The organism is Brevibacterium sp. GP-SGM9 (assembly GCF_047300845.1).
In the GTDB taxonomy this organism is placed as follows: Bacteria; Actinomycetota; Actinomycetes; order Actinomycetales; family Brevibacteriaceae; genus Brevibacterium.
In genome coordinates this window covers 1,264,362-1,291,079 of sequence record NZ_CP178563.1, presented here as the reverse complement: position 1 = coordinate 1,291,079, position 26,718 = coordinate 1,264,362, and the positions used below count along the sequence as shown (strand labels likewise).

Genomic DNA, 26,718 nt, shown 5'->3' with positions numbered 1-26,718 from the left:
AGAAGACTTCAGCCGGAACCCGGCGGGCCCTGCCGAGTGCCGGGGCTTGGCCCGCTCTTCCCCCCCCGGTGGTGATCGAGGGGAGGCTTCGGGTAAAGTATCTTGATGTCGAGATAAAATTCCGGCCGATCCGTGACAGCGCAGTGACGTAGCCTACAGTGGTGAGCACGACACTCGACCCACACGGTCAAGGACGTTTGAAGGGGAAATCCATGATCAATCATGAAGTCCGCACGCATAAGAGCTCAGAGAACCTGGCTCGCGAAGACCAGCTCGCCTGGAAGATCGCAGAGGTTGCTTCCGACCCGACTCCGGTCGACGCAGACGTCACCGAGATGGTGATCAACCGAGTCATCGACAACGCCTCCGTCGCAGCCGCCTCGGTGCGCCGTTCGGCACCGCTGCACGCTCGCGAGCAGGCCCAAACCCACCCGTTCACCCCCGGCGCCGCAATCTTCGGCCTGCCGCTGAACGAACGCTTCTCCCCGGAATGGGCCGCCTGGGCCAATGGCGTCGCGGTCCGCGAACTCGACTTCCATGACACCTTCCTCGCCGCCGAATACTCCCACCCCGGCGACAACATCCCGCCGATCCTCGCGGTCGCCCAGCATAAGGGCATCGGCGGCAAGGACCTCATCAACGGTGTGGCCACCGGGTACGAGATCCAGGTCGACCTGGTCAAGGGCATGTGCCTGCACGAGCACAAGATCGACCACGTCGCCCACCTCGGCCCCTCGGCCGCGGCCGGAATCGGCGCGATGCTCGGCCTCGACACCGAGGTCACCTTCCAGGCCGTCCAGCAGGCCCTGCACGTGACCACCGCGACTCGCCAGTCCCGCAAGGGCGAGATCTCCTCATGGAAGGCCCACGCCCCTGCGTTCGCCGGAAAGATGGCCGTCGAAGCCGTCGACCGGGCGATGCGCGGCGAAGGCGCACCGAACCCGATCTACGAAGGCGAGGACGGCTTCATCGCCTGGATCCTCTCCGGCCCCGAAGCTCGCTACACCATCCCGCTGCCGGGCGCAGGCGAGGCCAAGCGCGCGATCCTCGACACCTACACCAAGGAGCACTCGGCCGAGTACCAGGCGCAGGCGCTCATCGACCTCGCCCGCAAGCTCGGCGGGGAGATCGAGGACCTGTCGAAGATCAAACGCGTCGTCATCCACACCTCGCACCACACCCACAACGTCATCGGCACCGGCGCCAACGATCCGCAGAAGATGGATCCGAAGGCCAGCCGCGAGACCCTCGACCACTCGATCATGTACATCTTCGCCGTGGCCATGGAGGACCAGGGCTGGCACCACGAGCACTCCTACGCCCCCGAGCGCGCCGGCCGCCTGGAGACCGTGGCACTGTGGCACAAGATCGAGACCACCGAAGACAAGGAATGGACCCGCCGGTACCACTCGACCGATCCCAACGAGAAGGCCTTCGGCGGCCGCGTGGAGATCGAATTCGAGGACGGTTCGACGCTGGTCGACGAGATCGCCGTCGCCGATGCCCACCCGCTGGGTGCCCGTCCCTTCGCCCGAGCGAACTACATCGAGAAGTTCAAGACCCTCTCCGAGGGCATCCTCACCGGTGCTGAGCAGACCCGCTTCATCGAGCTGGCCGAGGACCTCGAGAGCCTCGACGCCAAAGGCGTGGCCGAACTGTCCTTCGCCGTCGACGGACTCGAGCACAGCGGCTCGAAGGGCATCTTCTGATGCTGGGCGCCACAGCGACCCCGGCCGAGCGTCGGGCGAAGTTCCGCGAACTGCTCGCTGGGGACCAGATCGTCCAGTTCCCCGGAGCCATCAACCCGATCAACGCCCAGATCATCGAGCAGACCGGATTCGAAGGTGTCTACATCTCCGGCGGTGCGTTCTCCGCCGCCATGGGCCTGCCCGACATCGGACTGACCACACTCACCGAGGTGGCCGAACACGGCCGCAACATCGCCCGGGTGACGAACCTGCCGACCTTCATCGACGCCGACACCGGGTGGGGCGAGGCCATGAACGTGGCCCGCACCGTCCAGGAGTTCGAGGACGCCGGGATGTCGGGCATGCACCTCGAGGATCAGGTCAATCCGAAGCGCTGCGGCCACCTCGACGGAAAAGAGGTGGTCACCACCGCCGAGATGTCCAAGCGGATCAAGGCCGCGGCCAAGGGCCGCCGGGACGAGAACTTCGTCATCTGCGCGCGCACCGACTCTCGCGCCGGCGAGGGCTTGGACGCGGCGATCGACCGGGCCAAGGCCTATGCCGACGCCGGAGCGGACATGATCTTCCCGGAGGCCATGCGGGATCTGGGCGAATTCGAGAAGTTCGCCTCCAGCGTGGACGTGCCGATCCTGGCGAACATGACGGAATTCGGAAAGAGCGAGCTGTTCACGACCGAACAGCTGGCGAATGTCGGAGTCAAGCTCGTGATCTACCCGGTCACGACTCTGCGCATCGCCATGGGTGCGATCAAGTCGGGCCTGCAGACGATTCGGGACAAGGGCACTCAGGTGGACCTGCTCGAGGGAATGCAGACTCGTGCGGACCTCTACGACACCATCGACTACGCTGCGTACAACGATTTTGACTCAGCCGTATTCAACTTCTCACAGGAGGGTCACCAGTGACCGAAGAAATCAAGAAGGGACTGGCCGGGGTCGTCGTCGACACCACGGCCGTGTCCAAGGTAGTCCAGGAAACGAATTCGCTGACCTATCGCGGCTACCCCGTGCAGGAGCTCGCCGCCAAGCGCAGCTTCGAAGATGTCGCCTACCTGATCTGGAACGGCGAACTGCCCACCGAGGCTCAGCTCGAGGAGTTCAAGGCCCGGGAGCGCTCTCAGCGGACCGTCGATGATAGGCTGGTCCAGCTCATCCTCGACCTGCCCAAGGACTGCCACCCGATGCACGTGGTGCAGACGGCCGTGTCCTACCTCGGCGCCGTCGATCCTGAGGCCGACGTCGAAGGCGAAGAAGCCAACCTGGCCAAGGCCGAGCGTCTCTACGCCCAGCTGCCGACGATCGTCGCCATCGACCACCGTCGTCGCCACGGACTCGACCCCGTCGCCCCGACGACGGACCTCGGCTACGCCGCGAACTTCTTCAAGATGGTCTTCGATGAGGTTCCCGACGAGGCGGTCGTGCGCTGCTTCGACATCTCGATGATCCTCTACGCCGAGCACTCCTTCAACGCGTCGACCTTCACCACCCGCGTGATCACCTCGACGACGGCCGACCTGTACTCGGCGGTCGCCGGCGGCGTCGGTGCCCTCAAGGGACCCCTGCACGGTGGTGCCAACGAGGCCGTCATGGCGATGCTCGAAGAAGTCGGAACCGCTGACAAGGCATCGGCCTGGATCGACGACGCCCTGGCCAAGAAGGCCAAGATCATGGGCTTCGGGCACCGTGTCTACAAGAACGGCGACTCGCGGGTGCCGACCATGCGCAAGGCCTTCGAGAATATGGTCGAGGCGAAGGGTGCCACCGATCTGCTCGACCTCTACAACGCCTTCGAAGAGGACTTCGTCGGCCGCAAGGGCATCTACCCGAACCTCGACTACCCGTCGGGCCCGGCCTACCACCTGATGGGCTTCGACACCGATCAGTTCACCCCGATCTTCGTCATGGCCCGGATCACCGGCTGGACCGCTCACATCATGGAGCAGCAGGCCAACAACGCCCTGATCCGGCCCTTGAGCGCCTACGGCGGTGAAGAGCAGCGCGAAGTTCCGGACAACCGGGGCTGAAGCGGCAGCGCTGAATCGTCACAGCTGAAAGGCTCAACACATGACCGCTGACGGTGCCTACCGTCCGGTCGATCTCGAGGGTTTCGACTTCACCGTCACCGGTGGAGTCGGAACCCTCGTCATCGATCGGGAAGAAAAACGCAACGCCATCTCCCGCCCGATGTGGCGGGCCCTGCCGGACATCATCGCCGGCGTCGATGCCGATGATTCGATCGGCGCCCTGGTGATCACCGGTGCCGCCGGGCATTTCTCCGCAGGTTCCGACATCGCCGATCTCGACGTCCCGCTCGATGATTTCTGGTCCCTCAATTCCACCGCCGAGGCGGCCGTGGCGAATGCGCGGACCGTGACCATCGCGGCCATTGCGGGCAACTGCGTCGGGGGAGGCACCGAGATCGCCGCGGCCTGCGATATCCGCATCGCCGCCCCCGGATCGATCTACGGCGTCACCGCAGCGAAGCTCGGGCTCGTCTACCCGCCGGGACCGACCCGCCGACTGGCCAAAGTCCTCGGCGACGCCTGGGCCAGATACCTGCTCACCACCGCCTCGATCGTCTCCTTCGATCAGATGCGCGAGCTCGGATTCTTCCACGAGGTTTCAGAGGCCCCGCTGGCTGCGGCGCAGTCGCTGGGGGAGCGGATCTCTGCGCAGTCCCGGCTCAGTCAGATCGGGGCCAAGGCCGTGCTCGCCGGCGAACTCGACACCGCTGCGCCCCCGGCGTGGCTCGACGAGGCGTACCGGGCGGAGATCGCTCGCGGCCAGGAGGCCTTCTTCGCCAAGCGGTCGCCCGAGTTCGACTTCCGCGGCTCGGACTGGCGCTAAACTGAGCGAATGCGCCTAGCCGTTCTGGACATCGGGTCCAACAGCGTCCACCTGCTTGTCGTCGACGCTCATGTCGGAGCCCCGCCTCTGCCTGCAACCTCCCATAAGGAGGTGCTGCGTCTGGCCGAGTACTTGGGCGATGACGGTGAGATCTCCGCGGAGGGGCAGGAGCGTCTGCACAGCTTCATCGCCGAGGCGGTCGAGATCGCCGAGGACCAGGGTTCGGAGCAGATCCTCGCCTTCGCCACCTCGGCGGTCAGGGACGCCCCGAATGGAAACAGTCTGATCGAGTCGATCAACTCCCAGCTCGGGGTCACCCTCAACGTCATGTCGGGCAAGGACGAGGCCCGGGTGACCTTCCTCGCCGCGCGTCGCTGGTTCGGCTGGTCGGCCGGCAAGATCCTGCTGTTCGACATCGGCGGCGGTTCGCTCGAGATCGCGGCCGGACAGGACGAGTACCCGCAGGCGGCGGTGTCGATTCCGCTCGGCGCCGGTCGCACCTATTCCGATTTCCTGCCCGATCCGCTGCCCAGCGAGGACGACATCCACCAGCTGCGCAAATACGCGCGCTCCCAGATCGGCCGCATCGCCGGCAAGGTCAACCGCGTCGGCACCCCGGACCATGTCGTGGGCTCCTCGAAGACCATTCGGTCCCTGGCCCGGATCGCCGGAGCCGCCCCGAGCGGGGACGGCATCTACGCTCCGCGCAAGCTCTTCCGCCGGGACCTCGCCGGCATCATCGACACCTTGGCTGCGCGGACCCCGGAGGAGCGGGCGACCCTGCCGGGAGTCTCGCAGGCCCGGGCCGGTCAGGTGCTCGCGGGAGCCATCGTGGCCGAGGCGGCCTTCACGATCTTCGACGTGGGAGTCATGAGCATCTCTCCCTGGGCGCTGCGCGAAGGCATCATCATGCGCAAACTCGACCTGCTCGACTCCGCCGAGACCTCCTCGGCGATGCGTGTCGAACCGGTCGGCGGACTCGACTGACCCACGGATCGCGGCCGACAGAGCCGGATAACCGGACGTTTTCTCTTCTGTGCGGACAGTTTCACTTCTGCTCATTGCCTGTTAGGTTCTTCATATCTACCGAACTTCGCCCCACAGAGTCGGTCGGAAGACGATAATGGTGGATGTCCGAACGTTTGATAGAAGGAACAGAACAGTCAATGCGAAATGGCGAACTCTCCCCATCGTTCCGTGATCAGTCCCTGCAGATGCTGCAGAACACCACCGCCTCCGATCCCCTCGACGTCTTCGTCGTCGGGGGAGGAGTGACCGGAGCGGGATCGGCCTTCGACGCTGCGACACGTGGTCTCAAGGTCGGCGTCGTCGATGCGAAGGACTGGGCCTCCGGCACCTCCTCACGCTCCTCGAAGCTCATGCACGGCGGACTGCGCTATCTCGAGATGCTCGACTTCAAGCTCGTCGCCGAGGCACTCAAGGAACGCGATCTGCTGCTCACCCACACCGCGCCCCACCTCGTCGAACCCGTCGCCTTCGTCTTCCCATTCGAGCACCGCCTCATCGACCGGGCCTTCATCGGCTCCGGCGTCCTCCTCTACGACACGATGGCCACACGCCCGGGACGCAAGCGGGCCGTGCCCATGCACCGGCACCTGAGCAAGAAGGCCCTGAGCTCGCACTTCCCGGGCCTGGCCGATGACGCCGCGGTCGGTGCGCTCGAATACTACGACGCGAAGGTCGACGACGCCCGCTTTGTCATGACCCTGGTACGCTCGGCGGTCAGCTACGGCGCTGCCGCGGCCAACCACGTCTCCGTCATCGACTACCTCCATGACGGTGATCAGGTCACCGGTGTCCGCGCCCGTGACGAGCTCACCGGCACCGAATTCGACATCCACGCCAAGCGCACGATCCTCGCCGGCGGGGTCTGGACCGAGGAGCAGCAGGACCTGGCGAACGCCGACGCGGGACTGAAGGTGCTCGCGTCCAAGGGCGTGCACATCACCGTCGCCCAGGACAAGATCAAGGCCGATCCGGGCACGGGCATCATCTCGAAGACCGAGAAGTCCGTGCTCTTCGTCATTCCCTGGGAGGGCTACTGGGTCATCGGCACCACAGACACGCCGTGGAACGAGGACGTGGACGTGCCGGTGGCGACCGAGAACGACATCGACTACCTGCTCGAACACGCGAACGCGATCCTCGCCGACAAGCTCACCCGAGACGACATCATCGGCGTCTACTCGGGTCTGCGTCCGCTGCTCCAGCCGGTAGTCAAGGAGGGTCAGGCCTCGACGAAGGTCTCCCGCGAACACACTGTGATGGAGGTCGAGCCTGCGCTGGCCGCGATCGCCGGCGGCAAGTTCACCACCTACCGGGTGATGGCCGAGGACGCCGTGGACTTCGTGCTCGGCGACGATGCCAAGGATCGCCGCTCGCTGACCGAGTCGGTGCCGTTGCTCGGCGCCCAAGGTGTGGGTGCCGTGCGTCGCGGGGAGTCCGGAATCGCAGAGAAGTACGGCTGGGACACCGACCGGGTCAAGCGCCTCATCCGCCGTTACGGAACCCTGCTCGAGGACCTTCTCGACCTCGTCGACGACGATCCCGAGCTCGGCCGTGAGCTGGAGGGCGCCGAGCGCTACCTGCGCGTCGAGGCCCACTACGCGGCCGCCTCGGAGGGTGCGGTCCACCTCTCCGACATCCTGGAGCGACGGATGCGCCTGAACTACGAAGTCAGGGACCGGGGCAAGAACGCCGCCGAGGCGGTCGCCGCCATCGTCGCCCCGCTGCTGGGCTGGGACGCCGAGAAGCAGGCCGCCGAGGTCGCGGACTTCAAGGCCCACGTCGACGCCCAGATCGCCGCAGAGTCGATGGGTGACGATGCGGAGGCGGCGGCACTCGCAGAAGAGTCCCTGGCCTGAGGTCTGAGAAGTCCAATCGAATAGCGACAACTGAATAGCAACTGTCATGGAAATACCCGCGAGCAGGACAAACAATAGGAGTTTGTGAGATATGGGTACTATCTTCCTCTATGAGATCGGCGGCACCGCCATGCTCATCCTCCTTGGCGTCGGAGTCGTCGCCAATGTGGTGCTGGGCAAGACGAAAGGCAACGGGGGAGGCTGGCTGCTGATCTCGTTCGGTTGGGGCCTTGCGGTCTTTGCTGGTGTGTTCGTCGCCTACAAGACCGGCGCTCACCTCAACCCTGCGGTGACCTTCGGCATCCTCGCCAGCGGAGCCGATGAGTACGCGCCGGGCATCGCCGTGACCTTCGGCAACACCATCGCCTATCTCGCCGCCGAGATGATCGGTGCGATGATCGGTGCCTTCCTCGCCTGGGCCGTGTACAAGAAGCACTACGACGAGGAGAAGGAGGCCGGGAACATCCTCGGCACCTTCTCCACCGGTCCGGAGATCCGCAGCTACGGCTGGAACTTCGTCACCGAGGTCATCGCCACCTTCGTCCTCGTCTTCGTCATCCTGCTCTTCGGCGGGACCCCGCACGGACTGGGACCCTTGGCCGTCGGCCTGCTCGTCGTCGTCATCGGTGCTTCCCTCGGCGGTCCGACCGGCTACGCGATCAACCCGGCCCGTGACCTCGGTCCGCGCATCGTCCACGCCCTGCTGCCGATCCCGAACAAGGGCAGCTCGGACTGGGCGTACTCGTGGGTCCCGATCGCCGGACCGCTGGTCGGCGGAATTATCGCCGGTGTGGCCTCGCGGATCTTCATCTGAGCTATCTGAGCTGAGCACAGCAGCACAGTCCGAACCACCTCGACACAGGAGTCAAGAATGAGCCAGGAAAAGTACATCCTCGCAATCGACCAGGGAACCACCTCGTCGCGGGCGATCGTGTTCGACCACGAGGGACAGATCGTGTCCTCGGGCCAGCTCGAGCACGAGCAGATCTTCCCCCGCGCCGGCTGGGTCGAACACGACCCGACGGAGATCATCAAGAACACGAACGAAGCGATCGGCCAGGCGCTGAGCAGGGCCAACATCAACAGGCACCAGCTCGAGGGCATCGGCATCACCAACCAGCGTGAGACCACGGTGGTCTGGAACAAGAACACCGGCGAACCCGTCTACAACGCCATCGTCTGGCAGGACACCCGCACCCAGAAGGTCTGCGACGAGCTCGCCGGAGACGAAGGACCCGATAAGTACAAGGACCGAGTGGGTCTGCCCCTGGCCACCTACTTCGCGGGACCGAAGGCCAAGTGGATCTTCGACAACGTCGACGGGGTCAAGGAAGCCGCCGAGGCCGGTGACCTGCTCTTCGGCACCATGGACACCTGGGTGATCTGGAACCTCACCGGCGGCACCAACGGGGGAGTCCACGTCACCGACGTCACGAACGCCTCGCGGACGATGCTGATGAACATCGACACCCTCGACTGGAACGAGGACATCGCCTCCGACATGGGGATCCCGGTCTCCATGCTGCCCGAGATCCGGTCCTGCTCCGAGATCTACGGCTACGGTGCGAAGAACGGGCTGATCATCGACACCCCGATCTGCGGCATCCTCGGCGATCAGCAGGCGGCGACCTTCGGGCAGGCCTGCTTCGAGAAGGGCCAGGCCAAGAACACCTACGGCACCGGCAACTTCATGCTCATCAACACCGGCACCGAGCCCGTGGCCAGTAAGAACGGTCTGCTCACAACCGTGGCCTACAAGATCGGCGACGCCGAGGCGGTCTACGCCCTGGAGGGATCCGTTGCGGTCACCGGTTCGCTGGTGCAGTGGATCCGCGACAACCTGGGCCTGATCAAGGACGCCCCGGAGGTCGAGACCCTGGCCAAGCAGGTCGAGGACAACGGCGGCTGCTACATCGTCCCGGCATTCTCCGGTCTCTTCGCCCCGCACTGGGAATCCGATGCCCGCGGCATCATCGTCGGCCTCACCCGCTATGTGAATAAGAATCACATCGCCCGTGCGGCTCTCGAGTCCGTGGCCTTCCAGTCCCGTGAGGTCCTCGATGCGATGAACCTCGACTCGGGCGTCAAACTCACCGAGCTCAAGGTCGACGGCGGCATGGTCGCCAACGAGACGCTCATGCAGTTCCAGGCCGACCTCCTCGGCGTTCCCGTCATCCGTCCCGAGGTCGTCGAGACCACGGCCCTGGGTGCGGCCTATGCGGCCGGAATCGCTGTGAAGTTCTGGAACGGCGAAGAGGACGTCAAGGCCAACTGGCACGAGGACAAGCGCTGGAACCCCGAGATGGACGAGGAGAAGGTCGACCGCGTCTACCGGCTCTGGTCCAAGGCGGTCGACAAGTCGAAGAAGTGGGTCGACGAGGACGTCGAAGAACTCTACGGCTGATCCCCACCACCACTGCTACCCGACGGGGGCTGAGCTACCTGGCGCCAGGTAGCTCAGCCCCCGTCGGGTAGCAGTGGGAGGGGCGGTTCTGAGCAAACGTGGAATTTCGGGGCGTTAAAATGGAGTCGATGAGCAGCTCGAAGCGGTCGAAGTCCCAGCGCAAGGTGTACACCACCAAGAATTCCGCGCGCTCGAATTCCCGACGCCATCGCAATTACTTCGATTCTCACGAGGTCTACGACCACGACGCCCACCACGTCTCCGAACATCCCATCCGGCTCGGTCTCTCCAGCTCCTCGGTGTCCCCGATGACCGTGCAGGAGACCTTCTCCCAGGCGGCCAAGCACGGCTACGACGGCGTCGAGATCATGGTCACCCACAATGCCGAGACCCGCGACGTCGACCTCATCAACGGCCTCGCTGCTGAAACCGGCCTCGAGGTCATGTCGCTGCACGCTCCGACCCTGCTGTTCCTGCCCAGGGTCCTCCACAAGGACCACTGGGAGAAGCTGCGGATCACCGCGAACCTCGCCAAGGAGGTCGGCGCCACGACCGTCGTCCTCCATCCGCCCTTCCGCTGGCAGGGCGAATACGCGCTCGGCTTCGTCGACGGGGTCCGTCAGGTCTCCGAGGAGACCGGAGTCGCACTCGCCGTGGAGAACATGTACCCGTGGCGGGCGGGCCTGCGGGAGATCCTCGTCTACTACCCGGACTGGAATCCGCTCGACGAGGACTACGACAACCTCACCTTCGACTTCTCCCACGCCTCCACGGCCGGTATGAACGCGGTCGACACCGTCGCCGAGATCTTCGACAAACTCCGCCACGTTCACCTCACCGACGGCTCCGGCTCACTCAAGGACGAACACCTCGTCCCCGGAGCCGGCACCATGCCGGTGGCAGAGACGCTGCAGTACCTGGCCAAACACGACTGGTCCGGCGACGTGGTCGTCGAGGTCAACACCCGCTTCCAGCGCAAGCAGTCGACCCGGGAGCAGATGCTCGCCGATTCGATCGCCTTCGCCCGCAAGCATCTCGGACTCAACGACCGCGGCCCGCACCGCAACTCCGGCAGCCATGTGCGCACCTCGGATCGCACCGGGAAGAACTGAACCAGACGCAATGAGAAAGGAAGGTCCGAATTGACCTCCATCGCCTCCATCGGCACGGGAAACATGGGCTCGGCACTCATCAAGGGAATCCTCAGCGCCGACGAGAACCTCGAGGTCAGGGCCACAACGAATTCGACCGCCTCGGCGCAGAGGCTCTCGACCGAACTCCCGAACGCCACGGTCACCGCCGTGGAGGACGATCCTGAGGCCAATCGAAAGGCCGCCGCCGGCGCGGACTTCGTCTTCCTCGGCGTCAAGCCCTGGATGATGGCAGAGACGCTGCGCGACCTCGCCGCCGAACTCGACCCGCAGGCCGTGCTCGTGTCCATGGCGGCCGGCGTCGCGTCCTCCGACCTGGCGGTCCTCGCGCCGGGCAACCCGATCGTCCGGATCATGCCGAACACCCCCAGCTCCATCGGCCACGGCGTCATCGCGCTGGCCCCCGACGCCGAGGTGGACGCCGCCACCGTTGAGACCCTGCACACCCTGCTGTCCGGAGCGGGGCTCGTCGTCGAACTCTCCGAATCCGAAATCCCCGCGATGACCGGGATCTCCGGGTCCGGTGTCGCCTATTTCTTCCTCCTGGCCGAAGCGATGATCGCCGCCGGGGTGAAGATGGGGCTGAGCGAGGAGACCGCGAAGCAGATGGTCGTGGCCACCGCAGACGGCGCCGGTCGACTGCTCAGCGAGAAGCCCGACCCGGCCGCGCAGCGCCAGGCCGTGAGCAGCAAGGGCGGGACCACCTTGGCCGGGCTCTCACAGTTCCTCGATTCCAGAATCTTCGACATCGCCGAGGCGGCCGCCCGTGCCGCCGGTGACCGCTCCCTTGAGATGGAGCGGGAGAACTCCGAGGTCATCAACGGCTGAGTGCCCAGCGGCGGCTGTTGGGTCAGCAGCGACGCAGCCGTGAGCGCAGCCGTCCTTCAGGGCAGGATGCTCGAGGATCGAGCGATCGACACGGCTTCGTGCCGGGTCCTGGCCGAGAGTTTGACCATGGCGGTGTTGAGATAGGACTTCACCGTCGACTCACGGAGCTTCAGCGCCTCGGCGATCCTGGCATTCGACCATCCCAGGGCGACGTGGGAGAGGATGTCCGTCTCCCTGGGAGACAGGCTCACCTTCGACGTCGGGGTCGGAACCAGGTCCGGATTGTGGCCGGAGAGGATGTCCGCGAGCCGGTTCTCCACCGAGGACAGACGGTCCCTTGTCTCGTCGTCGGCGAGCTCGGAGCGGATGGCGCGCAGTTCGGCGTAGGTGTGGCGCAGCGCCTCGCGGCTGGACGCATCGAGGTCGGAGTAACGCTGCTCGGGCTCCGGGACCGCCTTGCGCAGTGAGGGCTGTCCGAGCCGTCCGAGGTCGACCGAGAGCTGCCGAACCCGCTTGACCAGATCACCGGTCTGCTGAGCGGCCGCGGCATAGTCGCTGCGGTGACCGCAATAGACCATCCCCGTCACGTCTCCGCCGCGAAGGGTGGGCACGGCGATGAGCACCTTGATCCCCTCGCCCAGAACCTCTTCGTCATAGTGGTGGGTGATGAAGGGATCGATCTCGTAGTCTCTGGTCAGCTGCGGCGTTCCCTCGGTCATCGCGCGTCCGCCCAATCCGCGCCCGGTGCTCACGACCAGTGACGAGAGTCTGTCCTTGCCGGCGCCGGCGACAGCCTCGACGGCGACCGAGTCCTCTTCGACCATCCCGCCGAACACGACATCGCCCGTTCCGCTGCGATGCAGGGAGTCGACTGCTTCGACGAACAGCCGGCGGGTCTCGGCCTTGAGCACCCGGGTTTCTCTGCCTTTCGCATTCATGTGAATAAGCTACCAACTTTCGGTGGTATTCCCCAGTACATACTGAGCGTTAGTTTGAACGTATGTGATCCAGACCACCGTAGTTCTGCACATATGAAGGAGAAGCTATGACCGATCCTGCCACCCAGCGGGTCGACTTCCTCGCCGAAGAGGACGATCCCGCTTTCAAGGCGCTCAAGCGCAAGAGATTCTCAGTGGTGATACCGCTGTCGATCGCATTCCTGGCGTGGTACTTCCTCTACGTCATCCTCAGCACCTACGCCCATGACTTCATGTCGACGAAGGTTGCGGGCGAAATCAATGTCGGGCTGGTCCTCGGGCTCCTGCAGTTCGTCTCGACGTTCGCGATCACGATGTTCTACGTCTCGTTCGCCAACAAGAAGCTCGACCCGCCGGCCTCGCAGATCCGTGAGCGCCTGCAGCGGGAGTCGGAAGGACACACCTCATGAGCACCTTGGCCATCGGAGACCTCTTCGCATCCGGAGTCGATCTCGTCTCCCAGGGTGTGACCGAGGTCGAGAACAACCCGGTCCTCAACATCACGATCTTCGCCGCCTTCGTCGCGGTGACCATGTTCATCGTGCTGCGGGCCAGCCGCAACAACAAGTCCGCCTCCGACTACTATGCCGGCGGTCGGTCGTTCACCGGCCCCCAGAACGGGTTCGCGATCTCCGGCGACTATCTCTCGGCGGCATCCTTCCTCGGCATCTGCGGGGCCATCGCCGTCAACGGCTACGACGGATTCCTCTATTCGATCGGCTTCCTCGTCGCCTGGCTCGTCGCTCTGCTCATCGTCGCCGAGCTCATGCGCAACACCGGCAAGTTCACCATGGCCGATGTGCTCTCGTTCCGCCTCAAGCAGCGGCCCGTGCGCATGGCGGCGGCGCTGTCGACACTCGCCGTGTGCTTCTTCTACCTGCTCGCGCAGATGGCCGGAGCCGGCGGACTCGTCTCGCTGCTGATGGGAATCGACAGCAAGGTCGGCCAGTCGCTGGTCGTCGCCGTCGTCGGCGCGCTGATGATCATCTACGTGCTCGTCGGCGGAATGAAGGGCACCACCTGGGTGCAGATCGTCAAGGCGGTCCTGCTCATCGCCGGTGCCGGTGCGATGACCATCTGGGTGCTCGCGCTCAACGGCTTCAATCTCTCGACCCTGCTGGCCTCCGCGGCGGACAATGCGGCCGAGGGTGTCGGCGAGGCCGTGCTCAATCCGGGTCTGCAGTACGGGGAGAACCCGCTCGACTTCATCTCCCTGGCGCTCGCCCTGGTGCTCGGCACGGCGGGACTGCCGCACGTGCTCATGCGCTTTTACACGGTACCCACGGCCAAGGAGGCCCGGCGTTCCGTGGTGTGGGCGATCTGGCTCATCGGCGCCTTCTACCTCTTCACCCTCGTCCTCGGCTACGGTGCCGCCGCGCTCGTCGGCGCCGATGCGATCAAGGAAGCCCCGGGCGGAGTGAACTCAGCGGCACCGCTGTTGGCACTCCACCTCGGCGGGCCCATCCTGATGGGCTTCATCTCCGCGGTGGCCTTCGCGACGATCCTCGCCGTGGTCGCGGGGCTGGCGATCACCGCCGCGGCCTCGTTCGCCCACGACATCTACGCCAATGTCATCAAGAAGGGCAAGGTCGAGGACTCGGAGGCCGAGGTCAAGATCGCCCGTCGCACGGTCATCGTCATCGGTGCCGTCGCGATCATCGGCGGCATCGGCGTGCAGGGTCAGAACATCGCATTCCTCGTCGCCCTGGCCTTCGCGGTCGCGGCGAGCGCGAACCTGCCGACGATCATCTACTCGCTGTTCTGGAAGCGCTTCACCACCCGCGGTGCGGTGTGGTCGATCTACGGCGGCCTCGGTTCGGCGATCCTGCTCATCGCCTTCTCCCCGGTCGTCTCCGGTTCGGAGACCGCGATGATCCCGGGCGCCGACTTCGTGATCTTCCCGCTGTCGAATCCGGGAATCATCTCGATTCCGCTCGGGTTCATCCTCGGCTGGATCGGATCGATCTCCGACCGGACCGTCGAGAGCCCGGAGTTGGCCGCGGAGATGGACGTCCGCGCTCACACCGGCTTCGGCGCCGAGGAGGCCGTGGAGCACTAGCGCCGTCGCGCCCTCGCCGACAACCGCTCGCCAGAAGTCCCTGTGTACCGGACTAGTTCCGTGCGCAGGGACTTCTGGCGAGCGGTTGTGCATGGCTGGAGCCCATTCGCCGAACTTCCGGTCGTTTGCCGCACCTTTCTGCGCCACTTCCTGGCCAGGCATGGCCCACTCGAGGCAGATCGGCTGGGGATAGGAGCCGGACTCGCGTGCAGATTGCCTGTGGATGGGGAAGCGGTTTCCCCAAGGGGATCTGCCGTCGTTGCCCCCATTCGCCGCTGCCAGGATGATCAGTGGATGTACAACGTCGTGCGAACCTCCGAACTGCGCAGCCACGGAAGCAACAGCAGGCTCATCTCACACGCGATCGGCTGCTGCCTTCTCAAACTGACCTATGGAATGTACTCGATCATTCGCCGCTGCGGTCGATCCGAGCACCGGCCGATCGCAGCCCTCATCAGTGACGAGGCGTGGATCGCAATGGTGCGAGAGGAGACGGACAAGTCGGGGCGGCGAAGCTACAGACTTCTCGACACGATCGAGAAGCTGTGTGTGGCCTCGTACCCTCACTACTGGCCCGATGACGTCGTCTGGGGGAGTTCGGCGGCGTTCATCCACGAGCTTCCTCTGTATCGTCCGCCTCGGGGACGGGTCCGCATCGCCAATCCTTCCCGGCGCGGTGCCAGTCGAGACATCACTCGCACGACGAGGCCGATACCGGAGGAGGATGTGGTTCGGATCGGCAAGATGGCGCTGACCTCTCCGATTCGCACCGGCTTCGACCTCGTCGGACAGCTCGGGGAAGCCGAGGGGTTTGCGGCACTTGAATCATGCCTGCGGCTGAGGGTGTTCGGCTCGGCGAAGGCGGCCGATCACGCAGCTCTCGTGGGATACGCGCCCGATACCGCGAGGCTCGCGCAGGGAGTCGTCGAGCAGGAGTTCGCTCCCGTACTCGACCGGCTGACAAAGGGCCGGAAGCGTGCAGCACATCTGGCCTCGATCATCGGTCCGTTCTCCGAGAGCTATGCGGAGAGCCGCTGTTCGTACAACCTTCGTCTGCTCAAGCTGACCGGCTTCGAACAGCAGGTCGACATTGTCGATGCGGGGCGGACGATCGCGCGTGTCGATTTTCTGCACCGCGAGACGAAGACGATCGTCATGGTCGATGGAGTGACCAAATATGCCGACAACGGCTTTCCGCTCATGCAGAAGGAGGCGCTGCAGACGAATCGGCTCATCGCGATGGGATATCGGATCGTCAGGCTCACCTTCGCCGATGCGACACGGCTGGAGGACTGTGCGACGCGACTGTTCGGTCAAGTGCCCCAGCTGCGCGGCTTCCAGGACCGCTGATGCGGCGAAAGCGCCGAGCTGCCCGCAACGCCCGGGTCAACCGCTTGCCAGAAGACCGAGTGTCACGGACAAGTACATGGCACAGGGACTTCTTCCCAGCGGTTGTGGCTGAGCGAGCTCGCCGAGGCTGTACACTGGTGGCGAGTCGTTCGACCCCAGGTCAGACACGATTCGCGGGCGTAGCTTAATGGTAGAGCTTCGGCTTCCCAAGCCGACGACGCGGGTTCGATTCCCGTCGCCCGCTCTCTTTGTGCCCGCACAGCGCGGCAAGTCTGCGCCAACCCGCCCCTACGGCCGGCCGGCGAAGCGACCGAGCAGCTCGACGTGGCCGGCGACGATGAGCAGATCCTGTTTGCCCACACGTGTCGTCGGCTCCGCATAGGTGAAGTCGCGACCGGGACTCTTGATGCCCACGATCGTCACACCGTACTTGTCGCGCACTCCCGATTCGCTGAGCGTGAACCCCTGGATCTCTCGGGGCGGACGCATCTTCACGACCGCGAAGTGGCCCTCGTCGAACTCGATGTACTCCATCATCCGCGAACTCACGAGGTGCGCCACCCGTCTGCCGGCATCGGATTCGGGGTAGAGGACGTGGTGGGCGCCGATACGGTGGAGGATCTTGCCGTGCGAGGGCGAGATCGCCTTCGCCCATACCTGACCCACGCCCAGGTCGACGAGGTTGGCCGTCGTCAGCACGCTGTCCTCGATCGAGGTGCCGATGCCGACCACGGCGGTGGAGAAGTCACCGGCCCCGACCTGTCGCAGGGCGTCGATGTTCGTGGCATCGGCCTCGACGACGTGGGTGAGCTTGCCGCTCCAGTCCTTGACGAGTTCGGCGCTGTGCTCGATAGCCATCACCTCCCGGCCCAGCTTGGCCAGGGTCGCCGCCGTCGACGACCCGAAGCGTCCGAGCCCGATGACCAGGATTGAGGTGTTCTCGTTAGCCAACGACCGGCCTTTCTTCGGGATAGCGGTACAGGCGCACCGTGTCCTGCATGGACAGGGCTGCCGCAAGTGTAATCGTACCCAGACGTCCGATGAGCATGATCACCGAGAGCACGTACAGCCCGGATTCGGACACGGAAGCCGAGACTCCGGAGCTCAGACCCACCGTGCCGAAGGCGGAGATCACCTCGAACAGCACCCGGTCGAGCGGTTCGGCGCTGATCTGGAGCATCAGCAGGGTGCCGATGAAGACGATGGTTGCGCCGGTGAGCAGGATCGAGATCGAGAGCTTGATCGTCGAGGAGGTCAGCCGCCGCCCGAACACGTGCACATCCTGCATTCCTCTGGCCTCGGCGAGGGCGGCGAGGACCAGCACCGCGACCGTGGTGACCTTGATCCCGCCGGCCGTGGACGAGGATCCGCCGCCGATGAACATCATCAGGTCCATGAGCAGGTGGGAGGCCTGGCTCATGTCCGCGATCTCCATCGTCGCGAACCCGCCCGAACGCGGCATCACCGCCATGAACAGGACCTCGACGAAGGTGTGCCCGGCCCCTTTGTCCCCGAGCGTGGCGGGGTTCGCGGACTCGAAGATGAGCAGGAAGAGCAGGCCGATCGCGAGCACCGCGGTCGTCGTCGTCAGCGTCAGCTTGGTGTGCAGGTCCCAGCGCTTCGGATGGTTCCATTGGATGGCGATCATCAGCACGACCGGGAAGCCGAGGGCGCCGACGAAGACTCCGAGCATGAGCAGGGACAGGATCCACGGATCCGAGGCGAAGTAGGCCCCGCCGCCCGGGTGGATGGTGAAGCCGGCGTTGTTGAACGCCGAGATCGAGTAGAACACCGAATACCAGACGGCATCGCCGAGGCTCTCCCCGCGGATGAGGAACCGCGGGAACAGGAGCAGCGCCAGGATCGCCTCGGCGGTGACGATGGTGATGACCACGGTCTTGAGAAGTGTGCCGACCTGGCCCAAGTTGAGCGCCGAGGTGGCCTGCTGGGCGATCAGCCGCTGCCGCACGCCGAGGCGGCGGGACACCGCCATCCCCAGCACCGAGGCGAGGGTGAGGATCCCGAGACCGCCGACCTGGATGCCGGCGGTGATGACCGAGACGCCGAAGTCCGACCAGTAGCTCTCCGTGACAACCGGGGTCAGCCCGGTCACGCACACCGCGGAGACCGCGACGAACACGGCATTGGCGATGTGCTCGGCCTGTCCGACCGAACCCGGGTCGCGCATGCTCGCCGGGAGCATCAGCAGGATCGCGAACAGCGCCACCACGGCGAGGAAGGAGCCGATGGCCAGGCGTGCGGGGGAGGCGACGGCGAGGTCGTCGACGAAGTCGCGGACCCACCGGCCGGGCCGCAGCAGCCGATCGAAGCGCTGCGAGGAATTCTTGGACACAAGCACCATGGTAGATCTCCGCGGACGGGAATCAGATCTCCGCGGACGGGAATCGGCGCAAGTGAACTGCGCCATATAGCATGGAGCACATGGCCGATAGCGATGTGTATGTCGTCTGGGACGATGCGGTGACCGGATACAACTTCGGTCCCAGCCACCCCATGCACCCCCTCAGGCTCGACCTGACCGCCAAGCTGGCGATGGACTTCGGGCTCTTCGACGCCGCCAACGTCCACGTGAACACCGTCGGCGAGATCGACGAGGACAAGCTCGCCCGCCTCCACGACGCCGCCTTCATCTCCGCGGTGAAGCAGGCCGGCACCGCAGCGGGTCTGAGTGACGAGGATGCCCAGCGGTACGGGATCGGCACCGAGGACGTCCCCGGATTTGAGAACATGCACACCGCCTCGGCGATGCTGTTCCAAGGCTCCGTCGATGCCGCACAGGCGATCATCTCCGGTGACTTCGCCCACGCCGTGAACTTCACCGGCGGTATGCACCATGCGATGCCGGACAAGGCCAGCGGGTTCTGCGTCTACAACGACGCGGCCGGAGCGATCCACGAATTCTTCGACGCAGGCTTTGAACGCATCGCCTACATCGACATCGACGCCCACCACGGGGACGGCGTCGAGACCTTCTTCTGGGACGACCCCCGGGTGCTGACGATCTCGATCCACGAGTCCGGCAAATTCCTCTTCCCCGGCTCCGGCTTCGCCGCAGACATCGGCGGACTCCGGGCGGCCGCCTCGGCGGCGAACATCGCCCTGCCCCCGCGCACCGGAGACGCCGACTGGCTGCGTGCCTTCGACGCCACCGTCCCGGCCATCATCGACGGCTTCGCCCCGGACGTCATCGTCTCCCAGCACGGCTGCGACGGGCACCGCTCGGACCCGCTGACGCACATGCGACTGAGCGTGGACGCGATGCGGGTGGCCGCGGAGATGATCCGCTCACTGGCCGAGACCCACGCCGAGGGCCGCTGGCTCTCCGTCGGGGGAGGGGGCTATTCGATCATCGACGTCGTGCCCCGGGCCTGGACGAATCTCCTGGCGATCTCCGCGGGACTCGACATCGATCCGGCCGCGCGGATCCCCGGCCGCTGGGCCCACTACGCACAGACGAAGACCGGTCGCGAGGCTCCGCTGTCGATGACCGACGGCTATGCGGGGGAGTTCACGGCTTGGACGAACGGCTTCGACCCCGAATCCGAGCTCGACCGGGCGGTGATGGGAACCCGGAAGAACCTCTTCCCCTTCTTCGGACTCGACCCGTACTTCGACTGACGAGATCCCCGCCCTGCTGTGGATCGCGACACAGTTTTGGGAATGCGGGCGGCCAAGCGATAGAATTGCACGGTTAGTTCAAAGGGTGGGCACCTGATGTTCACCTCCACCGACAAGCACAAGGGGTACCCGCGTGGGCTCAGTCATCAAGAAGCGCCGCAAGCGTATGTCGAAGAAGAAGCACCGTAAGCAGCTTCGCAAGACACGTCACCAGCGTCGCAACAAGAAGTAAGGCCGAGTCACGGTCCTACGCCCCCGCTCGAATTCATTTCGGCGGGGTTTGTTGCACCCGATGAGGAGCAGACCATGGTCGAGCTGACCTTCCTCACCCGCGTCGACTGCCATCTGTGCCAGAGTGCACGTGAGACCATCGCCGAGGTGGTCGGAGGCAGAGACGTGAGCGTGCGCGAGGTCGATATCGACACCGACGACGACCTGGCCGGACAGTACGGCTGGGACGTCCCGGTGGTCCTCCTCGACGGGCGGCAGCACAGCTTCCATCGGGTCGAGAAGAACCGGCTGACCAGGGCGCTCGACGCTCTGGGAGCATGAGATCGAATGAAGGAGTGACACGGATTCGTGGGCGAGATTCTGTCCGCCAACAGGATTGAGGGTGTCGTTCGCAAGGACGTACCCGAACGCGTGATCTCCCGACTCCCGATCTACCTGCAGGCGATCGAGACGATCGGTGCCACTGGTCGGACCACCGTGTCCTCGGATGAACTCGCCGCGCACAGCGGGGTGTCGCCGTCGATCCTGCGCAAGGACCTGTCACAGCTGGGCCGTTCGGGCCGTCGCGGGGTCGGCTACTCGTGTGAGGACCTGACGTCCACGCTGCGGACGTTCCTCGGACTCGACCGCTCCCGGAGCGTGGCCATCATCGGCGCCGGACGCCTCGGTTCGGCCCTGGCCGACTATGCCGGATTCCGACGCCGCGGCCTCGAACTCATCGCGATCTTCGACATCGACGAGGAGAAGATCGGAACCGCGATCGGCGGGATCACGATCTCCCGCCTCGACGAGCTTGCGACCTGGCCCGAACACATCGACCTCGTGGTCATGGCCGCGCCCGCCTCCGCCGCTCCGGCGGCAGCCCGCACGGCCGCCGCCGCGGGAGTCGGCGGCATCCTCAACTTCGCACCCACCGTGCTCGACGCCCCGGACACCGTCCGCGTGCATCAGGTCGATCTGGCCAGTGAGCTGCAAGTACTCGCATACTATTCGGCGCTTGATTCGGCACCGCTCAATCCAGGTTTTGAGGAGCACAGGCATTGACTCTCTTGGTTCTCGGCATTTCGCACCAGTCGGCGCCGATCGACATGCTCGATGCGCTGGCCTTCCGCGCCGGCGAGGTCTCCGAGCTGCGCAGCGACGCGATCGCCGGTGAGAACGTGGACGGACTCGCCGTCCTCTCCACGTGCAACCGCCTCGAACTCATCGCCGACGTCACCGCCTTCCACGGCGGGCTCGCCGACCTCGGCAATGCGCTGGTGTCTTCGATCGACAAGGAATGGTCGGACATCGCCGGGCACTTCTATGCCCATTACGACACCCAGGCCATGCAGCACCTGCTCAAGGTCGCCTGCGGGCTCGACTCGATGGCCATCGGCGAGGCCCAGATCCTCGGCCAGCTGCGCTCGACCTTCACCGACTCGCTGTCGGCCGGAGCACTGACTTCCGGTCTCTCCCACGCCCTCCAGCAGGCCCTGCGGGTGGGCAAGCGTGCGCACTCGGAGACCGGCCTCGACGAGGTCGCCCGTTCGCTCTTCAGCGCCGCCCTCGAAGCCTCCGCCGCCCACATCGGCTCCCTGCGCGCAGCGAACGCCCTGGTCATCGGGGCCGGTGCGATGTCGGGGCTCGTCGTCTCGGGTCTGCACAAAGAAGGCGTCAGCCGGATCACCGTGCTCAACCGGACCCTTGAGAAGGCGGAGCGCCTCGTCGCCGAGGTGGGCGGCCGAGCCCGCGAACTGACACCGCGGATCATGGCCGAGGAGATCGCCGACGCAGACCTCATCGTCTCCTGCACCGGTGCCCGCGCCGTGGTCGTCGGCCGTGACGACATCGTCGCCGGTCTCGCCCAGAATCCCAAGGGTGCGGCGAACAAGGCCTTCGTCGACCTCGCCCTGCCCCACGACATCGACCCCAGCGTCCGCGAATTCGAGCACGTCGCCCTGTTCGGCCTCGGCGAGATCCGGACCATGCTGACCAGCTCCGACAAGCAGCGTGACGCCCAGGTCGTCGAAACCGTGGAATCCGTGCGTCGGATCATCGACGAGGAGCTTTCGAAGATCGAGACCGGAGCCAAGGAACGCGCCGTGGCACCGACCGTGACTGCCCTGCGCTCCCACGCCAAGGACGTGCTCGCAGCCGAGACCGCCCGGCTGGAGAAGAAGCTGGGCGAGAGCATCGACGCGAAGTCCTTCGCGGAGGTCCGCAAGTCCCTGCACCGGGTCGCGGAGAAGCTCATCCACACCCCGACCGTCAAGGTCAAGGAACTGGCTGTGAGCGAGACCGACGTGGACTACGCGCAGGCCCTCATGCAGCTCTTCGACCTGCCCACGAACAAGGTCGCCCACGCGATCACGAAGCCCGAGACGAAGGTCGCGACCGCCTCGAGCCCGAACCACATCGAGGCCGACGGGATCCGTCCCGTGGCCGATCACACCCTCGACGTCGTCGAACCCGAGAACTTCTCCGGCCGGACCATCCGACTCGGCACTCGCCGCTCCCAGCTCGCCCGCTCCCAGTCCACGGCGATCGCCCATCAGCTCGCCGCCCTGACCGGCTGGCGGGTCGAGATCGTCGAGGTCGTCACCGAAGGCGATGTCAACATGTCGCCCCTGGCCGGCTTCGGCGGCACCGGCGTCTTCGTCTCCGCGGTCCGGCAGGCCCTGCACCAGGGCAAGATCGACATCGCCGTGCACTCGCTCAAGGACCTGCCCACCACCCCCGAGGCGGGCATCCAGATGGCCGCGATCCCACCCCGGGTCGACCCTGCCGACGTCCTCATCGGCCGTGACGGGCTCAGCCTGTCCCAGCTGCCCGCCGGCTCCGTGATCGGCACCGGCTCACCCCGGCGTGCCGTGCAGCTGCGTGCCGCCCGCCCCGACATCGAGGTCCGCGGGGTCCGCGGCAACGTCGACACCCGCATCGCCCACGTCCGCGACGGCCGCCTCGACGCGGTGGTCCTCGCCGCCGCCGGAGTCCGCCGCATCGGACGACTGGCCGAGGCCACCGACTCCCTCGATTTCAGCACCATGTTGCCGGCCCCGGGCCAGGGTGCCCTGGCCGTGGAGACCCGGGGTGCCGACAGCCCCTACGCCGTGGACACCGACGCTATGGCCGCCGACGTCGAGGTCCGGGCCGCGCTGCGCCGCCTCCACGATGTCACCACCGACCTGGCGGTGACCTGCGAACGGGCCATCCTGTCCCGCGCCGAGGCCGGATGCTCGGCCCCCATCGGGGCCTTGGCCACGATCGACGGTCGGGAATTCGTCGTCGACGCCGTCATGGCCGATGACGACGGAAAGCTCGCGCGCACCCGCCAGCGTGCCGAACTGCCGATCGTGCCCGATGTCGACTGGTCCTCCGAGTCCGAGACCGCGGTCTCGATCGCCGGGAAGGAACTCGCCCGCATCGCCGACGAGCTGGGCATCGCCGCCGCTGAGGACCTGCTGGGTCAGCTCGGCATCGATCCCGCCGCCTCGGCGGACCACCTCACCCCCGTCAAGGCCCAGGAGCAGGTATGACGAGCGACGCCGGAGCGAATTCGAGCCAGACGGGACAGGTGCAGCCGCGCCGGCTGCTGCCCGAGGCACCGCGCGTCGTCTTCATCGGCAGCGGGCCCGGCGAAGCCGGACTGATGACCATGCGCGGGGCCGACATCCTCGCCGATGCCGAACTCGTCGTCTACGACACCGATGTGCATTCGGAGATCGTCACCGCCTACGTGCCCCAGGCCGCCGAGCTCATCGAAGCCTCCTCCCTCGGCGCCACGGCCTCGACCCGCGGGCGCAAGCTCGCCGAGCTCGCCCGCCCCGACAAGACTGTGGTCCGGCTGAGCAACGACGACGGCATCATCTTCACCACGACCACCGCCGAGGCTGTCGTGTGCCGCAAGGCCGAGGTCGAGGTCGAGATCGTCCCGGGTGTGGGCCTGTCCGCGTCGACCGCGGCCTTCACCGGCACCGCGCTGACGACGAATCGGGTCCGCTCAGTCCGCTTCATCGAGGCCGGACCGCAGACTCACGTCGATGTCTCCCGCCACCGCAACACCACACACGTCCTCACGGGTTCCGCCGCCGGACACGAGCAGGCCATCCGCGCCCTGCTCGACGACGGCTGGGACGAGGAGACGACGGTGCTGCTGGGCTGGGACGTCTCCACGACCGAGCAGACGAGCATCGAAACCACCCTCCGCCAGGCCCTGACGATGGTCCACAGCGGTTCGGACCGTATGGTGGTCATCATGGGACAAGGTGTGGATTCGCGGGACGAACTCGGCTGGTTCGAGTCCAAGCCGCTCTTCGGCTGGCAGGTCCTCATCCCGCGGACCAAGGAACAGGGCACCTCCACCGCCGAGGCGCTCGGAGAGTTGGGTGCCGTCGGCACCGTCGTGCCGACGATCGCCGTCCAGCCCCCGCGGACTCCGACGCAGATGGAGAAGGCCATCCGCGGGCTTGTCGACGGCTCTTACGAATGGGTGGGATTCACCTCGGTCAACGCCGTGCGGGCCGTGCGGATGTGGTTCGAGGACTTCGGGCTCGACTCCCGTGCCCTCGCCGGGGTCAAGGTCGCAGCGGTCGGCGGGCGCACCGCCGCCGCGCTCACGGACTGGGGCATCACCCCCGACCTCGTGCCCGAGGGCGAACACTCGGCCCGGGGCCTTGCCGCCTCCTGGCCCGAGTACGTCGAGGACCTCGACCCGATGAACACGGTGCTGCTGCCGCGCGCCGACATCGCCACCGAAGTGCTCGTGTCCGGGCTGCTCGAGAAGGGCTGGGACCCCGACGACGTCACCGCCTATCGTACCGTCCGGGCCTCTCCGCCGCCGGCGCCGATCCGCGAGGCCATCAAGGCCGGCGACTTCGACGCCTTCCTCTTCACCTCCTCGTCGACGGTGCGCAACCTCGTTGGCATCGCCGGCAAACCGGCGCCGAGCTCGGTGATCTGCTGCATCGGCCCGGCCACGGCCAACACCGCAGCCGAGCACGGACTGCGCGTCGACGTGCTGGCCGAGGAAGCCAACCTCACCTCACTCATCGACGGACTCGTCGACTATGCACTCGCGAAGCGGCAGGAGGACCTGGCCGCCGGGACGACCCCGAGCCGGCCCAGTCAGACACGCCGCAGAAAGAAGGCCTGAGATGTCCCTGGTACCCGGAACCGTCCGCCCCCGCCGCCTGCGCACCACCCCGGCCCTGCGCCGCCTCGTCTCCGAGGTCCGGCTGCACCCCGCCGAGCTGATCCTGCCGATGTTCGTCAAAGAGGGACTGAGCGAGCCCGTGCCGCTGGGCGCGATGCCCGGCGTCATGCAGCACACGCTGGAGAGTCTGCTCGAGGCCGCCCGTGAGGCCGTGGACGCCGGGGTCGGGGGCCTCATGCTCTTCGGCATCCCCGAGCACAAGGACGAGATCGGATCCCAGGCCGATGCCCCCGATGGCATCCTCAACCGCGCTCTGGGCCTTCTGGCCGAGCACCTCGGCGAGGACACCGTGGTCATGGCCGACCTCTGCCTCGACGAATTCACCTCCCACGGACACTGCGGAGTCCTCGACTCCGCCGGCGGTGTCGACAACGACGCCACCCTGTCCCGCTACGCCGCGATGGCCGTGACCCAAGCTCGCGCCGGTGCCCAGGTCCTCGGTCTCTCGGGGATGATGGACGGCCAGGTCGCGGTCTGCCGCGAAGCCCTCGACGAGGCCGGATTCTCCGACACCGTGATCATGGGCTACACCGCGAAATACGCCTCGGCCTTCTACGGTCCCTTCCGGGAGGCCGTGGACTCCGAACTCCAGGGCGACCGCAAGACCTACCAGCAGGATCCTGCGAATGGACGCGAGGCGATGCGCGAACTCAGCCTCGACCTCGCCGAAGGCGCCGATGTGGTCATGGTCAAGCCCGGACTGCCCTACCTCGATGTCCTCGCCGAGGTCGCCCGCGAGTCGCTCGTGCCGGTCTGGACCTACCAGGTGTCGGGGGAGTACGCGATGATCGAATTCGCGGCCGCCGCCGGTGCCATCGACCGCGAACGGGCGATCGAGGAATCCCTCATCGCCTTCAAACGTGCCGGCGCCGACGCGATTCTGACCTACTGGGCGACCGAGGTCGCCCAGGGCCTGAAGGGACCGAAGCCATGAGCGAGACCCGCTGGCTGAGCACCGTCGACCAGAAGTCCTGGAGGAGCTTCCTCACCGGACACCAGCTGCTCACCGCGCAGCTGGACAAGGAGATCCGCGAGGAGCACGGCATCGGCATGCCCGAGTACGAGATCCTTGTGCGGCTGAGCGAACACGAGGACCGGACGATGCGGATGGCGCTGCTGGCCAGCGACACGACGATGTCGCGGTCGCGGCTGACCCACAGTGTGGCCCGGATGGAGAAGAAGTGCCTGCTGGAGCGCTTCGCGATCCCCGAGGACGGACGCGGCGTGAACTGCCGGATGACCGAGGCCGGATGGGAGCTGCTCACCGCGGCCGCCCCGACCCACGTCACCGGAGTCCGCGAGCACCTCGTCGATCTGCTCGATCCCGAGGAGATGGCCGTTCTGGGGCGGATCTTCACCAAGGTCACCGCGCACATGCGCGATATCGACGCCGACCCGAGCCACCCCTGCGACTGACCCCGTCCAGCCCGACCGTGACCCCGGCG

At 66.0% G+C, this 26,718-nt stretch carries 24 protein-coding genes and 1 tRNA gene; 22 read left to right on the top strand and 3 right to left on the bottom strand.

Annotated elements, in window-relative coordinates; all coding sequences use genetic code 11:
• Window positions 1-212 precede the first annotated feature (212 nt).
• The 10 genes from ACH82I_RS05925 to proC all read left to right on the top strand — a co-directional run bounded on the left by ACH82I_RS05925 (window position 213) and on the right by proC (window position 11,823).
• Window positions 213-1,709, top strand: coding sequence for an MmgE/PrpD family protein (locus ACH82I_RS05925; RefSeq protein WP_413336144.1), 1,497 nt, complete (start codon window positions 213-215; stop codon window positions 1,707-1,709).
• Window positions 1,709-2,614, top strand: coding sequence for a methylisocitrate lyase (gene prpB, locus ACH82I_RS05920; protein WP_413336143.1), 906 nt, complete (start codon window positions 1,709-1,711; stop codon window positions 2,612-2,614). Before ACH82I_RS05925 ends, prpB begins: the two co-directional genes overlap by 1 nt.
• The gene (locus ACH82I_RS05915; protein ID WP_413336141.1) at window positions 2,611-3,732 is read left to right on the top strand and encodes a bifunctional 2-methylcitrate synthase/citrate synthase; all 1,122 of its coding nucleotides are present in this window, start codon (window positions 2,611-2,613) and stop codon (window positions 3,730-3,732) included. The genes prpB and ACH82I_RS05915 overlap by 4 nt, the downstream gene beginning before the upstream one ends.
• 40 nt (window positions 3,733-3,772) lie before the next feature.
• The gene (locus ACH82I_RS05910; protein ID WP_230747040.1) at window positions 3,773-4,555 is read left to right on the top strand and encodes an enoyl-CoA hydratase/isomerase family protein; all 783 of its coding nucleotides are present in this window, start codon (window positions 3,773-3,775) and stop codon (window positions 4,553-4,555) included.
• 9 nt (window positions 4,556-4,564) lie between these two features.
• Window positions 4,565-5,542, top strand: a complete 978-nt coding sequence (locus tag ACH82I_RS05905) for a Ppx/GppA phosphatase family protein (protein WP_230747033.1) — start codon at window positions 4,565-4,567, stop codon at window positions 5,540-5,542.
• Between the two features lie 179 nt (window positions 5,543-5,721).
• The gene (locus ACH82I_RS05900) at window positions 5,722-7,440 is read left to right on the top strand and encodes a glycerol-3-phosphate dehydrogenase/oxidase (protein ID WP_413336138.1); all 1,719 of its coding nucleotides are present in this window, start codon (window positions 5,722-5,724) and stop codon (window positions 7,438-7,440) included.
• Between the two features lie 91 nt (window positions 7,441-7,531).
• A complete protein-coding gene (locus ACH82I_RS05895; RefSeq protein WP_230747015.1) occupies window positions 7,532-8,254 on the top strand; it encodes an MIP/aquaporin family protein in 723 nt (240 codons plus the stop codon).
• 57 nt (window positions 8,255-8,311) lie between these two features.
• Window positions 8,312-9,844, top strand: a complete 1,533-nt coding sequence (gene glpK / locus ACH82I_RS05890; protein ID WP_413336135.1) for a glycerol kinase GlpK — start codon at window positions 8,312-8,314, stop codon at window positions 9,842-9,844.
• 128 nt (window positions 9,845-9,972) lie between these two features.
• A complete protein-coding gene (locus ACH82I_RS05885) occupies window positions 9,973-10,956 on the top strand; it encodes a sugar phosphate isomerase/epimerase family protein (RefSeq protein ID WP_413336133.1) in 984 nt (327 codons plus the stop codon).
• A 30-nt stretch (window positions 10,957-10,986) separates the two neighbouring features.
• Complete coding sequence (proC, locus tag ACH82I_RS05880; RefSeq protein WP_413336131.1) at window positions 10,987-11,823, top strand: pyrroline-5-carboxylate reductase; 837 nt, start codon at window positions 10,987-10,989, stop codon at window positions 11,821-11,823.
• 56 nt (window positions 11,824-11,879) lie between these two features.
• Here the strand turns inward: proC and ACH82I_RS05875 are convergent, their stop codons facing one another.
• On the bottom strand, window positions 11,880-12,761 hold the full coding sequence (locus ACH82I_RS05875) for a helix-turn-helix transcriptional regulator (RefSeq protein ID WP_230746998.1): 882 nt from the start codon (window positions 12,759-12,761) through the stop codon (window positions 11,880-11,882).
• 107 nt (window positions 12,762-12,868) lie between these two features.
• Between ACH82I_RS05875 and ACH82I_RS05870 the strand changes: the two genes are divergently transcribed.
• The 4 genes from ACH82I_RS05870 (at window position 12,869) to ACH82I_RS05855 (ending at window position 16,453) form a co-directional block, all read left to right on the top strand.
• Window positions 12,869-13,210, top strand: a complete 342-nt coding sequence (locus ACH82I_RS05870; protein WP_230746997.1) for a DUF485 domain-containing protein — start codon at window positions 12,869-12,871, stop codon at window positions 13,208-13,210.
• On the top strand, window positions 13,207-14,859 hold the full coding sequence (locus ACH82I_RS05865; protein ID WP_230746996.1) for a cation acetate symporter: 1,653 nt from the start codon (window positions 13,207-13,209) through the stop codon (window positions 14,857-14,859). Before ACH82I_RS05870 ends, ACH82I_RS05865 begins: the two co-directional genes overlap by 4 nt.
• A gap of 294 nt (window positions 14,860-15,153) precedes the next feature.
• Window positions 15,154-16,209, top strand: a complete 1,056-nt coding sequence (locus ACH82I_RS05860; RefSeq protein WP_413336128.1) for a hypothetical protein — start codon at window positions 15,154-15,156, stop codon at window positions 16,207-16,209.
• Window positions 16,210-16,382: 173 nt separating this feature from the next.
• Window positions 16,383-16,453 (top strand) — tRNA-Gly (locus ACH82I_RS05855).
• 44 nt (window positions 16,454-16,497) lie between these two features.
• Here the strand turns inward: ACH82I_RS05855 and ACH82I_RS05850 are convergent.
• Together ACH82I_RS05850 and ACH82I_RS05845 are read right to left on the bottom strand one after the other, a co-directional pair.
• Entirely contained in the window at window positions 16,498-17,160 is a 663-nt protein-coding gene (locus ACH82I_RS05850) for a potassium channel family protein (RefSeq protein WP_230746994.1), read from the bottom strand.
• Window positions 17,153-18,571 (bottom strand): TrkH family potassium uptake protein, encoded by a 1,419-nt coding sequence (locus tag ACH82I_RS05845; RefSeq protein WP_230746993.1) that lies wholly within the window; start codon window positions 18,569-18,571, stop codon window positions 17,153-17,155. Before ACH82I_RS05845 ends, ACH82I_RS05850 begins: the two co-directional genes overlap by 8 nt.
• Window positions 18,572-18,651: 80 nt before the next feature.
• Here ACH82I_RS05845 and ACH82I_RS05840 point away from each other — a divergent pair, with 80 nt between their 5' ends.
• From ACH82I_RS05840 to ACH82I_RS05805, 8 genes are all read left to right on the top strand, one after another.
• On the top strand, window positions 18,652-19,848 hold the full coding sequence (locus tag ACH82I_RS05840) for an acetoin utilization protein AcuC (RefSeq protein ID WP_413336126.1): 1,197 nt from the start codon (window positions 18,652-18,654) through the stop codon (window positions 19,846-19,848).
• Window positions 19,849-19,981: 133 nt separating this feature from the next.
• A complete protein-coding gene (locus tag ACH82I_RS05835; protein ID WP_009882927.1) occupies window positions 19,982-20,080 on the top strand; it encodes a 30S ribosomal protein bS22 in 99 nt (32 codons plus the stop codon).
• Window positions 20,081-20,154: 74 nt separating this feature from the next.
• Entirely contained in the window at window positions 20,155-20,400 is a 246-nt protein-coding gene (locus ACH82I_RS05830; RefSeq protein WP_230746989.1) for a glutaredoxin family protein, read from the top strand.
• Window positions 20,401-20,427: 27 nt separating this feature from the next.
• The gene (locus ACH82I_RS05825; protein WP_230746988.1) at window positions 20,428-21,123 is read left to right on the top strand and encodes a redox-sensing transcriptional repressor Rex; all 696 of its coding nucleotides are present in this window, start codon (window positions 20,428-20,430) and stop codon (window positions 21,121-21,123) included.
• The gene (gene hemA, locus ACH82I_RS05820) at window positions 21,120-23,597 is read left to right on the top strand and encodes a glutamyl-tRNA reductase (protein WP_413336123.1); all 2,478 of its coding nucleotides are present in this window, start codon (window positions 21,120-21,122) and stop codon (window positions 23,595-23,597) included. The genes ACH82I_RS05825 and hemA overlap by 4 nt, the downstream gene beginning before the upstream one ends.
• The gene (locus tag ACH82I_RS05815) at window positions 23,594-25,213 is read left to right on the top strand and encodes a uroporphyrinogen-III synthase (RefSeq protein WP_413336121.1); all 1,620 of its coding nucleotides are present in this window, start codon (window positions 23,594-23,596) and stop codon (window positions 25,211-25,213) included. The genes hemA and ACH82I_RS05815 overlap by 4 nt, the downstream gene beginning before the upstream one ends.
• 1 nt (window position 25,214) lies before the next feature.
• Complete coding sequence (gene hemB, locus ACH82I_RS05810; RefSeq protein ID WP_413336119.1) at window positions 25,215-26,207, top strand: porphobilinogen synthase; 993 nt, start codon at window positions 25,215-25,217, stop codon at window positions 26,205-26,207.
• On the top strand, window positions 26,204-26,689 hold the full coding sequence (locus ACH82I_RS05805; RefSeq protein ID WP_413336117.1) for a MarR family winged helix-turn-helix transcriptional regulator: 486 nt from the start codon (window positions 26,204-26,206) through the stop codon (window positions 26,687-26,689). Before hemB ends, ACH82I_RS05805 begins: the two co-directional genes overlap by 4 nt.
• The last annotated feature ends 29 nt before the right edge of the window (window positions 26,690-26,718 follow it).

Bases quoted from the DNA above. Each gene is read 5' to 3' on its own strand.
- ACH82I_RS05925 (WP_413336144.1), top strand. From the start codon at position 213: ATGATCAATCATGAAGTCCGCACGCATAAGAGCTCAGAGAACCTGGCT.
- prpB (WP_413336143.1), top strand. From the start codon at position 1,709: ATGCTGGGCGCCACAGCGACCCCGGCCGAGCGTCGGGCGAAGTTCCGC.
- ACH82I_RS05910 (WP_230747040.1), top strand. From the start codon at position 3,773: ATGACCGCTGACGGTGCCTACCGTCCGGTCGATCTCGAGGGTTTCGAC.
- ACH82I_RS05905 (WP_230747033.1), top strand. From the start codon at position 4,565: ATGCGCCTAGCCGTTCTGGACATCGGGTCCAACAGCGTCCACCTGCTT.
- ACH82I_RS05900 (WP_413336138.1), top strand. From the start codon at position 5,722: ATGCGAAATGGCGAACTCTCCCCATCGTTCCGTGATCAGTCCCTGCAG.
- ACH82I_RS05895 (WP_230747015.1), top strand. From the start codon at position 7,532: ATGGGTACTATCTTCCTCTATGAGATCGGCGGCACCGCCATGCTCATC.
- glpK (WP_413336135.1), top strand. From the start codon at position 8,312: ATGAGCCAGGAAAAGTACATCCTCGCAATCGACCAGGGAACCACCTCG.
- ACH82I_RS05885 (WP_413336133.1), top strand. From the start codon at position 9,973: ATGAGCAGCTCGAAGCGGTCGAAGTCCCAGCGCAAGGTGTACACCACC.
- ACH82I_RS05875 (WP_230746998.1), bottom strand. From the start codon at position 12,761: ATGAATGCGAAAGGCAGAGAAACCCGGGTGCTCAAGGCCGAGACCCGC.
- ACH82I_RS05870 (WP_230746997.1), top strand. From the start codon at position 12,869: ATGACCGATCCTGCCACCCAGCGGGTCGACTTCCTCGCCGAAGAGGAC.
- ACH82I_RS05865 (WP_230746996.1), top strand. From the start codon at position 13,207: ATGAGCACCTTGGCCATCGGAGACCTCTTCGCATCCGGAGTCGATCTC.
- ACH82I_RS05860 (WP_413336128.1), top strand. From the start codon at position 15,154: ATGTACAACGTCGTGCGAACCTCCGAACTGCGCAGCCACGGAAGCAAC.
- ACH82I_RS05845 (WP_230746993.1), bottom strand. From the start codon at position 18,571: ATGGTGCTTGTGTCCAAGAATTCCTCGCAGCGCTTCGATCGGCTGCTG.
- ACH82I_RS05840 (WP_413336126.1), top strand. From the start codon at position 18,652: ATGGCCGATAGCGATGTGTATGTCGTCTGGGACGATGCGGTGACCGGA.
- ACH82I_RS05830 (WP_230746989.1), top strand. From the start codon at position 20,155: ATGGTCGAGCTGACCTTCCTCACCCGCGTCGACTGCCATCTGTGCCAG.
- ACH82I_RS05815 (WP_413336121.1), top strand. From the start codon at position 23,594: ATGACGAGCGACGCCGGAGCGAATTCGAGCCAGACGGGACAGGTGCAG.
- hemB (WP_413336119.1), top strand. From the start codon at position 25,215: ATGTCCCTGGTACCCGGAACCGTCCGCCCCCGCCGCCTGCGCACCACC.
- ACH82I_RS05805 (WP_413336117.1), top strand. From the start codon at position 26,204: ATGAGCGAGACCCGCTGGCTGAGCACCGTCGACCAGAAGTCCTGGAGG.